General features: G+C 70.1%; 14 protein-coding genes and 1 pseudogene. 10 read left to right on the top strand and 5 right to left on the bottom strand.

Annotation, left to right across the window (positions count from 1 at the left end):
• The first annotated feature begins 39 nt into the window (after positions 1 to 39).
• The 4 genes from IO33_RS0116025 (at position 40) to IO33_RS0116010 (ending at position 4,399) form a co-directional block, all read left to right on the top strand.
• Positions 40 to 1,281, top strand: coding sequence for a serine hydrolase domain-containing protein (locus IO33_RS0116025; RefSeq protein ID WP_031165220.1), 1,242 nt, complete (start codon positions 40 to 42; stop codon positions 1,279 to 1,281).
• Between the two features lie 115 nt (positions 1,282 to 1,396).
• Positions 1,397 to 1,942 carry a hypothetical protein gene (locus IO33_RS0116020; protein WP_157857858.1) on the top strand — a complete coding sequence of 182 codons (546 nt, stop codon included), beginning with the start codon at positions 1,397 to 1,399 and terminating at the stop codon, positions 1,940 to 1,942.
• A gap of 124 nt (positions 1,943 to 2,066) precedes the next feature.
• Positions 2,067 to 3,269, top strand: a complete 1,203-nt coding sequence (locus IO33_RS0116015; RefSeq protein ID WP_037685512.1) for a serine hydrolase domain-containing protein — start codon at positions 2,067 to 2,069, stop codon at positions 3,267 to 3,269.
• A gap of 245 nt (positions 3,270 to 3,514) precedes the next feature.
• Positions 3,515 to 4,399, top strand: a complete 885-nt coding sequence (locus tag IO33_RS0116010; protein WP_031165214.1) for an alkaline phosphatase family protein — start codon at positions 3,515 to 3,517, stop codon at positions 4,397 to 4,399.
• 237 nt (positions 4,400 to 4,636) lie between these two features.
• On the opposite strand, the gene IO33_RS0116005 is transcribed toward IO33_RS0116010, so the two are convergent.
• The 4 genes from IO33_RS0116005 to IO33_RS0115990 form a co-directional block, all read right to left on the bottom strand.
• Complete coding sequence (locus IO33_RS0116005; RefSeq protein WP_031165213.1) at positions 4,637 to 5,116, bottom strand: HIT family protein; 480 nt, start codon at positions 5,114 to 5,116, stop codon at positions 4,637 to 4,639.
• 111 nt (positions 5,117 to 5,227) lie between these two features.
• Positions 5,228 to 5,680 carry a hypothetical protein gene (locus IO33_RS0116000; RefSeq protein WP_051926786.1) on the bottom strand — a complete coding sequence of 151 codons (453 nt, stop codon included), beginning with the start codon at positions 5,678 to 5,680 and terminating at the stop codon, positions 5,228 to 5,230.
• 55 nt (positions 5,681 to 5,735) lie between these two features.
• Complete coding sequence (locus IO33_RS0115995; protein ID WP_031165207.1) at positions 5,736 to 6,278, bottom strand: DUF1707 SHOCT-like domain-containing protein; 543 nt, start codon at positions 6,276 to 6,278, stop codon at positions 5,736 to 5,738.
• A gap of 4 nt (positions 6,279 to 6,282) precedes the next feature.
• Positions 6,283 to 7,050: a DUF6348 family protein gene (locus IO33_RS0115990; RefSeq protein ID WP_157857857.1), complete on the bottom strand. Its 768-nt coding sequence runs from the start codon at positions 7,048 to 7,050 to the stop codon at positions 6,283 to 6,285.
• A 43-nt stretch (positions 7,051 to 7,093) separates the two neighbouring features.
• Between IO33_RS0115990 and IO33_RS0115985 the strand changes: the two genes are divergently transcribed.
• From IO33_RS0115985 to IO33_RS47365, 4 genes are all read left to right on the top strand, one after another.
• On the top strand, positions 7,094 to 8,089 hold the full coding sequence (locus IO33_RS0115985) for a GNAT family N-acetyltransferase (RefSeq protein WP_031165202.1): 996 nt from the start codon (positions 7,094 to 7,096) through the stop codon (positions 8,087 to 8,089).
• A gap of 728 nt (positions 8,090 to 8,817) precedes the next feature.
• Positions 8,818 to 9,126: an alpha/beta fold hydrolase gene (locus tag IO33_RS52430; RefSeq protein ID WP_245235802.1), complete on the top strand. Its 309-nt coding sequence runs from the start codon at positions 8,818 to 8,820 to the stop codon at positions 9,124 to 9,126.
• The gene (locus IO33_RS0115970) at positions 9,123 to 9,887 is read left to right on the top strand and encodes a hypothetical protein (protein ID WP_245235801.1); all 765 of its coding nucleotides are present in this window, start codon (positions 9,123 to 9,125) and stop codon (positions 9,885 to 9,887) included. The genes IO33_RS52430 and IO33_RS0115970 overlap by 4 nt, the downstream gene beginning before the upstream one ends.
• Positions 9,874 to 10,482: a Fic family protein gene (locus IO33_RS47365; protein ID WP_078963674.1), complete on the top strand. Its 609-nt coding sequence runs from the start codon at positions 9,874 to 9,876 to the stop codon at positions 10,480 to 10,482. Before IO33_RS0115970 ends, IO33_RS47365 begins: the two co-directional genes overlap by 14 nt.
• Positions 10,483 to 10,538: 56 nt before the next feature.
• Here IO33_RS47365 and IO33_RS0115960 read toward each other — a convergent pair whose 3' ends face one another.
• Positions 10,539 to 11,411 carry an LLM class F420-dependent oxidoreductase gene (locus tag IO33_RS0115960; RefSeq protein ID WP_031165190.1) on the bottom strand — a complete coding sequence of 291 codons (873 nt, stop codon included), beginning with the start codon at positions 11,409 to 11,411 and terminating at the stop codon, positions 10,539 to 10,541.
• 347 nt (positions 11,412 to 11,758) lie between these two features.
• Between IO33_RS0115960 and IO33_RS0115955 the strand changes: the two genes are divergently transcribed.
• Positions 11,759 to 12,373, top strand: a complete 615-nt coding sequence (locus tag IO33_RS0115955) for a DUF3995 domain-containing protein (protein ID WP_031165188.1) — start codon at positions 11,759 to 11,761, stop codon at positions 12,371 to 12,373.
• Between the two features lie 171 nt (positions 12,374 to 12,544).
• Positions 12,545 to 12,733: pseudogene (locus IO33_RS52425) on the top strand (transposase); the annotation flags it as partial.

Here is a 12,733-nt window from a genome sequence, read left to right as displayed (position 1 = left end):
TTTCACCCTCAGTCCGTTCGACAGAAGGAGCACACCACCATGTCCACCACCCTCACCGGCCGGCGCGGCGACTTCTCCACGAAGGGGCTGCAGAGAGTGCGCGACGTGCTGGCACGGCATGTCGAGTCCGGGAGGATTCCCGGTGTCGTCGCGCTGTTCGGCCGGGGCGGTGAGACGCACGTCGAAGCGATCGGCACGATGCGCCATGACGGCGGCGCGCCGATGCGCCGGGACACGATCTTCCGCATGGCCTCGACGTCCAAGCCGGTCGCGGTCTCGGCGGCGATGGTGCTGCTCGACGAGTGCAGGCTCCGCCTCGACGACCCGGTGCAGGAGTGGCTGCCCGAACTCGCCGACCGCCAGGTGCTCAAGCGGATCGACGGCCCGCTGGACGACACCGTGCCGGCGCGGCGGCCGATCACCGTACGAGACGTGCTGACCTCCACGTTCGGGCTCGGGATGGACATGACGTCGCTGGGCACTCCGATCATGGGCGTGGTCTTCGAGCAGGGGCTCACGCCCAACCTGCCCACACCGATGCCCGAGCCGGACGAGTGGCTGCGCCGCCTGGGCGAACTTCCGCTGATGCACCAGCCCGGAGAACGCTGGCAGTACCACATCGCCAGCGACCTGCTCGGCGTGCTCGTCGCCCGGGTCACGGGCCAGTCGTACGAGTCGTTCCTGCGCGAGCGCATCTTCGACCCGCTGGGGATGAAGGACACCGGTTTCCACGTGCCCGGCGACCAGATGGACCGGCTGCCGCCGCTGTACGCCCCCGACCCGCAGACCGGGGAGTTCCTCGTGTGGGACGAGGCCGAAGGGGGACGCCACAGCGCGCCTCCCGCGTTCCAGAGCGGCGGCGGTGGACTGAACTCCACCGCGGACGACTACCACGCCTACTTCCGGATGCTCCTCAACGGCGGGATGCACGGCGGCGAACGGATCCTGTCCCGGGCCGCCGTCGAGCTGATGACCACGAACCGGCTCACGCCCGAACAGCAAGCCGCCCGACAGGAGTTGGCCACCCGCAACGTCCACATCTCCTTCGGACAAGGACAGCACGGCGGCTGGGGCTTCGGGATGGCGGTGCGCACCTACCGCGGCGACTACGCGCCCATCGGCCAGTTCGGCTGGGACGGCGGAAGCGGCGCCTCGACCTACGCCGACCCGGAGAACCAGCTCACCGGAATCCTGCTCACCCAGGTCGGGGCGTCCGTCCCGGATCCGGTGCGGCTCATGCACGACTTCTGGACCACGCTGTACCAGGCCCTCGACGCCTGACACCGGGCCCACCGGGGGGCGAGCCCCCCTCGGTGGGCTTCCCGGCCCGGTCACGCCGGCGATACGCGCCGCACCGCCGACCACAACTCTCGGCGTCCGTGGCATGCTCGTGTCCATGATCCAGGGCCCTGAAGAAGACTGGTCCTTCGCCACGGCGCGGCAGCCGGCCCGGTTCGGCGCGGGTGAGCGCCGCGGAGGTCCGGCCGGCGAGCACGCGATGACGGACAGCGGAACGCTCTGTGGCATCCCCGAGAGTCACATCACTCGCTATCGGCACCTGTTCGTGTCCCAGGACCCTCAGGCGTGCCCACGCTGCCGGCAAGGGGCCGCCGCCGCACCGCTGCAGCCGAGCGCCCAGGAACGACTGCACCACCTCGTCCGAACCGCCGTTGCCGGAAGCGCCCGTGACGACCTCCTCGCCGCACTTGAGAAGGGCGCGCGGGTGGCCCTGTGGCTGCGTGGCCCGACCGCGACACTGTCCCAGCACTACGCACAGCTCGGCACCCTCACCGAGGGCGCGGAGCACGCCGGCACGGCATTCGACGCCGCCCCCACGATAGGTTTGGCCCGCGTCCAAGACGACTCCTGGACGTACCTCGTCGTCCTGCCCGAAGACGAAGGCCGCCCACTCGTCGCACGCGGACCACGAAGCCCTGCATGAAGGCGTGGCGCCGCGGGGGCCAGCCCTACCCGGCGGCCGGGTGGCAGCTCCCTCGACCGGAACAGGGGCGGCGAGTTGACTGACACCGGCAGCAGAGCGTCGGACCGATCACAGAGGTGACAGCATGACGGGGAAGCGTACGGCGGTCGTGGCGTGCATGGCGGCACTCGTGGCCTGCGGGGTGGGGGATCTGCCCGCCGGAGCGCAGGCGACAGGCGGCGGCTATGCGGCAGGGGACCTGAGACGGGATCTGGCAGCGGTACGGGCCGCCGCCGGGGGTGACGTCAACGTGGTGGCCCGGGTGGATGAAGAGCACGGCGCCGTACTGCGGGCGCGGTACGGGACCGCGGGCGTGGGCTCGACCGCGCCCGTGCCATGGGACCCGGAGTTCCGGGTGGCAAGCACGACCAAGACGTTCACGGCGGTGGTGGTGCTCCAACTCGCCGAAGAGGGACGGCTTTCGCTGGACGACACGGTGGAACGGTGGCTGCCCGGCGTGGTCCGCGGACATGGCAACGACGGCTCGCGGATCACCGTACGCGACCTGCTCCAGCACACCAGCGGGATCTACGACTACATCACCGACCCCGGCGTACAGGACAAGCTGCTGAACCACTTCGACGACAACCGGTACGACGCCACCCCGCCGTCCCAACTCGTCGCCACAGCCATGCGACACGCCCCGCTCTTCACCCCGCCGCCCAACGGGTCCCCGAGGCGGTGGGCATACTCCAACACCAACTACCTGCTCGCGGCGATGATCGCGGAGAAGGCAGGCGGTGCGGACTGGCGGGAACTGGTCGAGCACCGGATCATCGCGCCGCTGGGGCTGCGGCACACCTACATCCCCGGCGAGAACCCGTATCTGATCGGCCCCCACGAGCGGGTCACCATCGACGGGCCCGGCGGCGCACCGGTGGACCTGACCGAGGAGAGTTTCCAGCACACCGCGGACTCCGGGGTGGTGAGCACACCGTCGGACCTCGACACGTTCTTCCGAGCCCTGGCCGGCGGCCGGCTGCTGCCCGCCAAGCAGTGGGCGCTGATGCGGCAGACGCTCCCCTACAACGACCTGCCGGTACCTCCAGCGGGCAAGCAGGGCGGATACGGACTCGGACTGCGTGTCGTCCCTCTGACCTGCGGGGGCGACTTCTACATGCACGAGGGTGATGGCTTCGGAGTGTACGGGCGGCCGGCGGTCAGCGCGGACGGCCGACGGGCGGTGACCGTGTCGGTGACGTCGACCACCGCGCTCGTCGACGAGGACCGGCTCAACAAGGCGGTGCAGACCCTGACCGACCATGCGCTGTGCGCGGACCGGCGCTGAAGGATCACCGTGCCCGTGGCATCCGCGTCGCCCCCCGCGACGACGGCCCGGACGTCCAGGGCAACCCTCCTGAAGGTGAACACGGGGGAGCGCTGAGCCCTGGGCAACCGACGGCTGTTCGGCGGGACTTCACTGCCCGTCACCTGAAGACCCGGACCCCGCCGCCCTAGTCTCCTACCGCCTGATCAGAAAGGACCTGATCAGTGGGCAACCTCCCCGCTCTCCGCACACACAGGAGGTCCACCGTGTCCTTGCTGTCCCGCATCAAGCGCTCACGCCGCGCGCTCCCCCTCGTCACCGCCCTCCCCGCCGCCCTGGTCGGGGTGTGGGTCGCCGCCCCGGCCGCGCAGGCCGCCGCGCTTCCCGCCCCCGACCACGTGGTCGTGGTGGTGTTCGAGAACCACTCCTACGAGCAGGTCATCGGCAGCACGAGCGCCCCGTACCTGAACAACACGCTGAAGGCCGGCGGCGGCAACCTCACCAACTCGTTCGCCATCACCCACCCCAGCCAGCCGAACTACCTGGACCTGTACTCAGGCAACAACCAGGGCATCACCAACGACAACTGCTACACCCCGCAGTTCAGCAGCGCCGCGAACCTCGGCTCCGAGCTCATCGCCGCCGGCAGGACCTGGGGCAGCTACAACGAGGGCCTGCCCTCCGAGGGCTCCACGGTGTGCACCAACTCCGCCACCAAGTACGCGCGGAAGCACAACCCGTGGTTCGCCTTCAACAACGTCCCGCTGAACACGGCGCACACGTTCGCGCAGTTCCCGACGGACTACACGACCCTGCCGAAGGAATCGTTCGTCGTCCCGAACCTGTGCGACGACATGCACGACTGCTCCATCACGACGGGCGACACGTGGCTGAAGAACAACCTCGGCGCCTACGCCACCTGGGCCACGACGCACAACAGCATCCTCGCCGTCACCTTCGACGAGGACGACAGCTCGCACAGCAACCACATCGCCACCGTGTTCTACGGCGCGCACGTCGCACCGGGCAGCTCCACCTCGACGCACTACAACCACTACGACACGCTGCGCACCCTTGAGGACCTGGCCGGCCTGACGACCCACGCGGGGGCCGCGGCCAGCGCCTCCGACATCACCGGTATCTGGAACTGACGACGCTGAATCGGCATCAAGGCCGCCGCCTCGCAGGAGGCGGCGGCCCTGGCCCTGCAGGTGGCCGCCGCGTCCGGCCGCAGGAACACGGAAGAGACTCCGCCGTTCACGGCAGCGGGACCTCTCGACGAGGTGTGGCGGGATGCCCAACTGGCCGTCGGGACAACAGCGCCGGAGCCGACACGTATGCGTCGCGGACGCGCCAGTGACCCCGGCGATTTCCTTCGTCGCTCGCCGTCAGTGCGCCGAGCGGAGACGGTCCAACTCCTCCTCGATTGCCTTGCGCAGCGGGTCATGCTGCGGACCGAGCGCGAACTGATCGTCCGTCCATCTGTCACGGGGATACAGCCACACCGGCTTGCTGACCAAGTCGGTTGGCTCCCACCCAAAGCGCGGCCATACGTGTGCATGCAGGAACCCATCGGTGTTGCCCAGGATCTCCAGATTGACCCTTCGGAAGGCTGCGTCCATGCGACGGGATACTCGCTCGACTGCTTCTCCGAGAGTGTCCATGTCGGACAGAAACGACAGCCGCCTGGCCTTGGGCAGTTCCGACAGTCTCTCCACCTTGGGGTCGTCCACCAGGAGCACCGAGTAGCCCGGCAGGAACTGCACATCGCCGATCACCGCGAATCCTGCGTCCAAGCGCCGCAGCACGGCCGGGTTTTCACCTCGCAGAGCACTCCCGATCCGGTCCATCCGCCAGTCATCGACCATGACCAGAACCTATCTGATGGCGCCCGCCCGACCCTCGGTCAGCGTCTCGGAGCACCGCGCTCGACCGGTACTTCGTAGTTCGGAAGACGTGCCCTGGCCGACCGCAGCCGTTCATGCGCTGGCAGCGTCTCTGTACCCCGTGTACGCCTGGTCCCAAGCGGTTGCGTCCGCTGTGAGGCGGCCCCTGGCCATCCATTCCAGCTGCCAGACCGCTTCGTTCAGCCGGCGGACGGCTGCGGCTGTCGCTGGATCGGCCAGCAGCCGGAGGGGCTCGGTCATGGCAGTGCGTCGCGCCTCCGCCCGCGCTGCCTGATCCAGCGCGTCTGCCGTGGGTTCCCGTGGTGTCGGATGCTGCGCCAGGCCTTGCTGGGCCGCGAGCCGCTGGTAGGCGATCACGCATTCCTTGATGGCCTGGCCGTAGTCGCTGTAAGCCTGCAGGAGCAGCCCGTCCCACCGGGCTCCCTGCTCTCTCCGCCAGCGTGCGCGATCGTTCAACATCGTGACCAGGTACGACAAGGCCGCGCCCAGCGTGACGCCGATCAGAGCCGATAGCTGACTGCCCACAGTTCCCCCCGACCAGCGCCTTCTTCCCCATACGGCCCGTGGAGCGATCGTGGCGTCAACGCCGGGCGTGGCGGATCCTCAACCGTCCGAATCCCATGCTCCCAGAGATCCGAATCCTCGGCCCGCCGGAGCGGGAACGCCGCGGGGCCCTGTAGCGCAGGTCCTTCCACTCGGTGTGCAAACCCTTGGCGTCAACGACCGCGTCGCGTGGCACCGTGATCCTGGCCCCGCCGGTTCCGAGCTCCAGCTCTATGTCGACGACCGGATACTCGATGACCGCCCGGGACAGATCCAGGCGCACTCGTCCGTAGGCGGACCGGACCTTGAGGATCCGGGGCACGTGCCAGGCGCCGCGTCGGCGGATCCGCCCGCTGGCGGCGGCGATCGTCGACGTGGTGCCCGGGTGCTCCTGGGGGAGCGAGGTCAGAGCCGACGCGAGCTGGCTGGACGTCCTGGCGGCGAGCGCCAGGTCGAGACGTTCGTCCATCTCCTCGTGCGAGATGCGCTCATCGGCGTATGCCTTGTGCAGGCGCTCCACGGCCGCCTCGCGGTCGTCCTCGTTGACCAGCGGTAACGGATCTTCCTGCGGTGAGGTCACCGTCTCACTTCAGTGCCGCGCCCACGGGGTGGCTCGTCTGCGCGTCGGCAGCCGGCACCGGGAGCAACAGGGCGTAGTAGCGAACTGCCGTGAACACACTCGGCTCGGGCAGGTTCAGCGTCGTCATCGCGGCCGAGGCGGCTTCGTGGCGCTCCCCGTTGACCCGGATCTCGACCTTCATCGCGCCGGGTCGCCCGCCGTAGAAGACCTTGACCCCGCTGAAGTACGGCGACTCCAGATCCGCGGTGAAGGTGTCCGCGATGCGGTGGAGCACGTTCGCGTCGAGCAGAGCCGACTGCAAGCGATGGTTCTCGGCGGTGTCGAGCCCGAAGCCGACCGTGCCGGAGGTGATCGAGTGCCAGCCGGCAACGCCGCGCTCGTGAGCGGGTCCGGCGTGGTCCGCGAAGCGCCCGCGCAGGTCGAGGAGTTCAAGCATGCACGCGCCCGCCGTCTGCACCCACGCGTCGGCCGCCTTGCGGGGATCGCCGGACATCGTCACGACACAGTCCATGAAGCACGGCACGTCCGGCTGGATACTCACGTCCGGCAGCGCGACGAGGTCGTAATGGCGGGCGCCCCCGTGGCGGCGCGGAGCCACGCCCACCGCCCATCCCTGCGGGCTGCTCAGCGAATTACCCTTGAGCCCGGCACCCCGCGTCACACCGGGTGCGTACTCCTCAAGGCTCGCTTTCACGAGGGCGAGGAACGCGAGGTCGGGCAGCCGCTCCTCGGCCGACCGGGCCTCGCGCGCACGCCGTCGTATCCAAGGCATGCGGTGGATCTTACAGAGCCCGCAACGACAGGAGAGGGTTGATGTGGGAGTGACCAGCGGCGGCGGCCGTGCAACGCCGGGGCGGCTGCCTGGCTATGTCTTCCGGCCCTACCGTGGCCACACCGATCACGGCGCGATGGCCGCGGTGCGGCTCGGGTGTGCGGAGCGGGATCGAGTCGACCCCGGATCGGTCGTGGAGGGGCTTCCGACAGCGACGGAGATCGCGGAATCGTGCGCCGCGCTGGACGATCCGTCCGAGAACCAGGTGTTGGTGGAGCACAACGGTGGCGTCGTGGGCTACTCGACGATCAGGTGGTGGCAGGAGAGGGACGGAACATGGTTGTACCTGCACCGTGGCCATCTGCTGCCGGGACACCGCGGCAGGGGCGTCGGCTCGGCCATGCTCACCTGGGCCGAAAACCGCATCCGCCGGCTCGTGCAGCAGCAGGGAACGGCACGGACAGCCGTGCTCGGCGCGAATGCCATGGCCTGTGAAGAGGACGCGACGGCGTTGCTGCTCGAAAGCGGCTACCGGCGTGTCTTCAGCCTGGTGGAGCTGCAACTGCCCGATCTCCGGCGGCTACCCGAGGGCGGGCAGGTGCCAGAACGCGTCCGCATCGGGGCCGTCGGGCCGAGCGGCTACCGCGCGGCCTGGCAGACGGTCGTAGATTCATATGCGGATGCCGCCTTCACGCCGGAGTGGACGTTCGAGAGATTCGTTGCCACGGCCGACCCGACCTGTTGGCGGGCGGCCTGGGACGGTGAACACATGGCCGGCGTCGCCTTGTGCTCCATCCGTCGCCAGGACCGCACCGTGGGCGAAGTCGAAGAACTCAGCGTGCGGTCGGAATCGAGGCGGCTGGGACTTGGGCGGGCCCTGCTCCTGGACGGGCTGCGATGCCTCCGCGAGCACAGTGCGGTGACCGCCCGCCTGTACACCGGAACGGCGAATCCGCACCGGTCCTACGATCTGTACGAGAGCGTGGGCTTCCGGCGCAAGAGCGAGTATGTGCGCTACCGCAAGCCGATCGACGCCTGATCGGACGACCGCTTCCAGGCCGTCTCCCCTGCAGCCGTGGCGTGCGGGCGCAGGCGCCCCGATGAGGGCACCGATATCGCCCGCCTCCCACGCCCGCTTGAGGTCGCTGACGACGGCGGCGTTCCGGGCTGCCGGCATGGTGACCCTGTGTGGCGCGGGCCGGGCGCTGTTGCGGTCGGATGAGCCTTCAGGGTCTGTTCGTTCTACGCTGTTGCGGCGGCGGTCCTCGTCGCTGCGCCGCCCGCTTCACCCCCGGCCCCGACAGGTCTTGGGGCGGGTCGGGGCGGGGGCCGTGTATGCCACCCCAGGGCGCGGCGACGGGGAGGACCAGGTGCTTATCGCCTGCCTTCGGCCAGTACGGCTGCAAGGAGTCCGGGGAAGCGGGCGTCGACATCGGCGCGGCGCAGAGCCATCAGACGAGCCTTTCCAGCCGCAGATGCCGGCCGCACGCAAAGCCGAGGGCCTGGCCGGTGTTGTCTTGGTGGCGCCTGTGCCGCCCACGCCGGTCGGGGTGACCGAGCAGGTGCGGGAGACGGTCTCCCACGCCTACGACGACGAGGAGGCGGTCCTGCAGAGCATCGACCTGATGCTGACCCACGGCGGACTGCCCCCCGAGCTGCGCCGGCAGGTGGTCGAGGACGGTCTGCGCGCCGGCGACCAGGCCCCGTCTCGCGTGGCCGGGCCAGGGCCTGCTCCAGGACGTGTCAGCCGGTGTCGGGGACATCGGGGTGCCGGTGCTCGTTCTCGCGGGCGGCCACGGCAAGGTCGACCCGCCGACCGTGGTCACCGATCACCTGCTGCCCCTGATCCCGACCGCTTCGCTGACCGTCCTGGAGGGCACCGGCCGCCTCTCGCCCCTTGAGGTGCCCGACCAAGTCGCCGGGCACGTCGGTGCGTTCGTCGCCCCGCGGGCACAGCCCGACTGCCCTCGCCCGGCAGCCGGACCGGCTGTGTCCCGGTCCAGAAAAGCGTTCGACAACCCGTTTGTGACGACCCAGACTGATGGCCCCGCAGCAGCGAACAGAAGAACGGTGTGACTCTGGCATACAACCTGGACACCCTGCCCTTCCCCGAGAACCGTGTACCCCGCGCCAGGCCGCTGACGAACTGGGACGACGTCGACCCGTCCCGACACCCCTTCACCTGGGACGAGGACGAAGAAGCTCACCTCCGCGCGCTGGTCCGCGAGTGGGTACCACCCGTGCTCTCCGGCAGGGAAGGCCGGTGGCAGGGCGAACGCTGGTGTGAACGCCAGGTGGACGCACTCATCCGAGAGCGCTACGGGAGCTGGGCCCAGGGATGGAACTGGTGCTACCGGTACGGCGGGGTCATCGGCAGCTGGGTCACCGCGGTGACCTCGGTGACCACGCCCGACGAGACCGCGGCCCGCGTCGTCACCGCGCTGCTCGAGTGGCGGGCCTGGCTGGAAAGGCTGGCGCAGCGCTTCGCGGAACTGGCGCCGCCACCGGATGCCTCCCCCGGGGATCGCAGCTGGCATCTGGAGCGGGCCTGCGTCCGGCTTGTCACACTGGCGCTGGACTCAGGCGCGGAAGGCGGTTGGCACGGGCAGGCGGCGTTGGTCCTGCGCTGGTTCCTCACCACCACCGGCATGGACCAGGCCGAAGCAGGTCAGGCGGTGGAGGCCGCGATCGGCGGCCGGTTCGAGAGCTGGGTGACTCCCGCGCACACGCTGATCGAATCGGTCGGTGAGGACCTCGCCGTCGGCCTCACCGGCCGTGCCCCCTACCGGGACCACCGCGAGTGGAGCGCCGTGGAGGAGTTCCATGACCGCCACTGACAGCCTCGAGACCTGGCTGCGCGTGCGCCGCGAGACCGACTGGGGCCATGCCCCCGCCCTGCGGCGGGAACGGCCCGCGCGGGACGGGTTCCGGGCTTGGTGCGCAGGGCCCGTCCACCGCCGCGACGCGATCCGTGCCCAACGCCTGCTCTCCGCCTACGACCTGGCCCGCGCCGATGCCGCACACCGCGCCCCGCTGGACTTCGCGCTGCTGGCCCGCTGGCAGTGTGAAGTCCTTGGCGCAGCAAGGGCGTTGTTCCGTAGGGGCGACGCCTACGCGAAGAACGGCAGCGAGCGATACGGCCTGACCGCCCGCACCCAGGCCGACTTCACCGCCTGCCTGCGGGAGGCCACCGACCCGGAGACGCCGCTCGCGGCCCGCGCGGCCCGTGTCTACCTCGACGTGGCGTTCTTCCACCCCTTCACCGACGGCAACGCCCGTGCGGCCCTGCTGTGCCTGGTGCACGTCCTGGCCCGTGAGGACATCGTCCTTCCAGAGGTGGGCCCGCTCCAGACCACCCGCTATGCGGACGACCCCGCAGGGGCCGCCGATCTGGCCACTCTGATCGGCGTACTCAACCGCAGACGACACTGAAGCCCTCAGCGAAGGCCGGCGGTGCTCGCTCGCCACACCGGTCGACGCACCACCCCTCAGACACCGGTGCGGTTGATCCACCGGCCGGCGAGACGGGCGACCCAGCGCCCGGCCTCGTCCGGTGTGCCGGGCGGTGCGCCGACGACGACCAGCTCCGTGACACCGGCTCGTGCCAGCTCGGGCAGCAGGGCGGGGGTACCGTCGGTCAGGGCGACCGCCACGGTCAGTTCGTCCAGGCGACGGTGCCGCTCGGCGCAGTGCCCGGCCAGCACGCGGACACGCTCCAGGGCCCGGGCCGCGGAGAGGTTGAAGCCGTACCACCCGTCGGCGGTCGTCGCGGCCCGGCGCAGAGCCGCGTCACCGTTACCGCCCATCACGACGGGGATCCGCCGGTCCCGCACCGGTTTCGGGTTGACCCGGACCTCATGGAAACGGGTGAAGTCACCCTCGAACGTGGCCACGTCCTCCTGCCACACCGTGCGCATCGCGGCGAGGTACTCCTCCGTACGCCGGCCACGCCCCGCGAACGGGACGCCGAGCGCGGCGAACTCGTCGGCCGACCAGCCGATGCCGACCCCGAGGGTGAGCCGCCCGGCCGACAGCACATCCAGCGTCGCCGCCTGCTTGGCCACCACGACAGGATGGTGCTCGGGCAGCAGCAGCACACCTGTGGCGAGACCGATCGTCTCGGTCACCGCCGCCGCGAAGCTCAACGCCAGCAGAGGATCGAGCCAGTCGGCGTCGGGCGGAACGGCGATGCGGCCGTCCTCGGAGTAGGGGTACCGCGAGACCGGTGAGTCGACCAGCACAACGTGCTCACCCGCCCAGAGCCGGGCGAATCCGTGCGCCTCGGCGGCCTGCGCGACCGCCCGGACCACCTCCGGGCGGGCCCCGTACCCGATGCCCAGGGCATGCAGCCCCACCTGCATACGCCGCCTCCCCACACCCCAGCCGCCCACGCGATCGGACGGCTGTGAGGTGATCGCACGCTGGTCCCGTCACGCCTTCGTCGGCCCTGCAGGCACACGGCCGGCGGGCTGATGAAGGTGGACCGACCGTAGCAGCGGCTTCCGCACGCGCCCGTGCGACGTGCCGGGCCGGTGGAGTGCCCACGGCGTCGTGCGACCCGACGGGACGCATGCACGGGCCGCGCCGCCACGGATCGGGCCCGTCGGACCGTGCGCAGAACAGGCGCGTCGCGAGGTAGCTCTCGCGGGGGAGGCGGATCCTCCCTGGAGATGAGGCACCTCGTCGCGGCTCGGACCATGATCGAGCCATGTCGATCACGCGTTCACCGGACGGCACGGTGCGTTCTGTCCCGCGCCGGGCAGCCCGCCTTCATCTGAGCAAAGGGCCTGGATACGCCGCTGCGGCATGGGGGTTCTTGTTCGCGGTACCCAGTTTCGTCTGGGCGACGGGCAGCACCTTCGGCGCGCGGTCGACGGTGTCGCCGTCGTTGGTGAAGCTCGCTCACGACGGAGCGCCGTGGTTCCTGGCCGTCCTGGTGACAACCGGCTTCCTGAAGCTCTTCGGTGCACTGGTCGGTGTCGGCCTGACACGACCGCTGGGCTCGCGGATCGGCCGCCTGACCGTGTTCTGCGGTGGCGGCGCGGCCACCCTGCTCACTTGGCACGGGGGTCTCTTCGTCGTGCACGGTGTGCTGGTCGGTGCCGGGGCCGTCTCTGTCGAGCCGGATCTGGCTGCGCTCACCGGCTGGTATCTCTACCTGTGGGGGCCGTGGTTCATCGTCGGTGGTCTGGCCTTCGCCTGGGCCACCGCGCTGTATGTCCGCCGGCGTGATGACTCGCGCACGCTGCGGCTCCACGGCGTTGTGGGCGCACTCGGTGCCCTGGTCCTGTCCGTGGCCTCGACCGCCACCGGGATCGGTTGAGAGCACTCACATGACAGCTGGTCGCGGCGGAGATGCTCACGCGGCGGTTCATATATAGAGGTGTACCTCGCACTTGGCACCCGTCCGAAGTAACTTGCCCGGTCGGCCGGATCCGGCGTGCGCGGGAAGTCCGGGAAGCGTCAGTCGCGGCCGTGGATCGTGTCGGACGAACTGTGGTCGCTCATTGACCCGTTGCTGCCCGAGCCGGGGCCGAAGCTGGTCGCGGGCCAGCCGCGAGTGCCGGACCGGCAGGCGCTGTGCCCTGTTCGTGCTGCACACCGGGATCCAGTGGGAGTACCTGCCCCAGGAACTGGGCTTCGGCTCCGGGATGACCTGCTGGCGGCGCCTGGCCGAGTGGAA

This window comes from Streptomyces durhamensis (assembly GCF_000725475.1).
GTDB lineage: Bacteria > Actinomycetota > Actinomycetes > Streptomycetales > Streptomycetaceae > Streptomyces > Streptomyces filipinensis.
This window is presented reverse-complemented; position numbering and strand designations above follow the sequence as displayed.

Excerpts from the sequence above, each read along its gene's own strand:
- IO33_RS0115990 (WP_157857857.1), bottom strand. The coding sequence starts at position 7,050 with ATGCCTTGGATACGACGGCGTGCGCGCGAGGCCCGGTCGGCCGAGGAG.
- IO33_RS0116020 (WP_157857858.1), top strand. The coding sequence starts at position 1,397 with ATGATCCAGGGCCCTGAAGAAGACTGGTCCTTCGCCACGGCGCGGCAG.
- IO33_RS0116005 (WP_031165213.1), bottom strand. The coding sequence starts at position 5,116 with ATGGTCGATGACTGGCGGATGGACCGGATCGGGAGTGCTCTGCGAGGT.
- IO33_RS0116025 (WP_031165220.1), top strand. The coding sequence starts at position 40 with ATGTCCACCACCCTCACCGGCCGGCGCGGCGACTTCTCCACGAAGGGG.
- IO33_RS0115960 (WP_031165190.1), bottom strand. The coding sequence starts at position 11,411 with ATGCAGGTGGGGCTGCATGCCCTGGGCATCGGGTACGGGGCCCGCCCG.
- IO33_RS0115955 (WP_031165188.1), top strand. The coding sequence starts at position 11,759 with ATGTCGATCACGCGTTCACCGGACGGCACGGTGCGTTCTGTCCCGCGC.
- IO33_RS0116015 (WP_037685512.1), top strand. The coding sequence starts at position 2,067 with ATGACGGGGAAGCGTACGGCGGTCGTGGCGTGCATGGCGGCACTCGTG.
- IO33_RS47365 (WP_078963674.1), top strand. The coding sequence starts at position 9,874 with ATGACCGCCACTGACAGCCTCGAGACCTGGCTGCGCGTGCGCCGCGAG.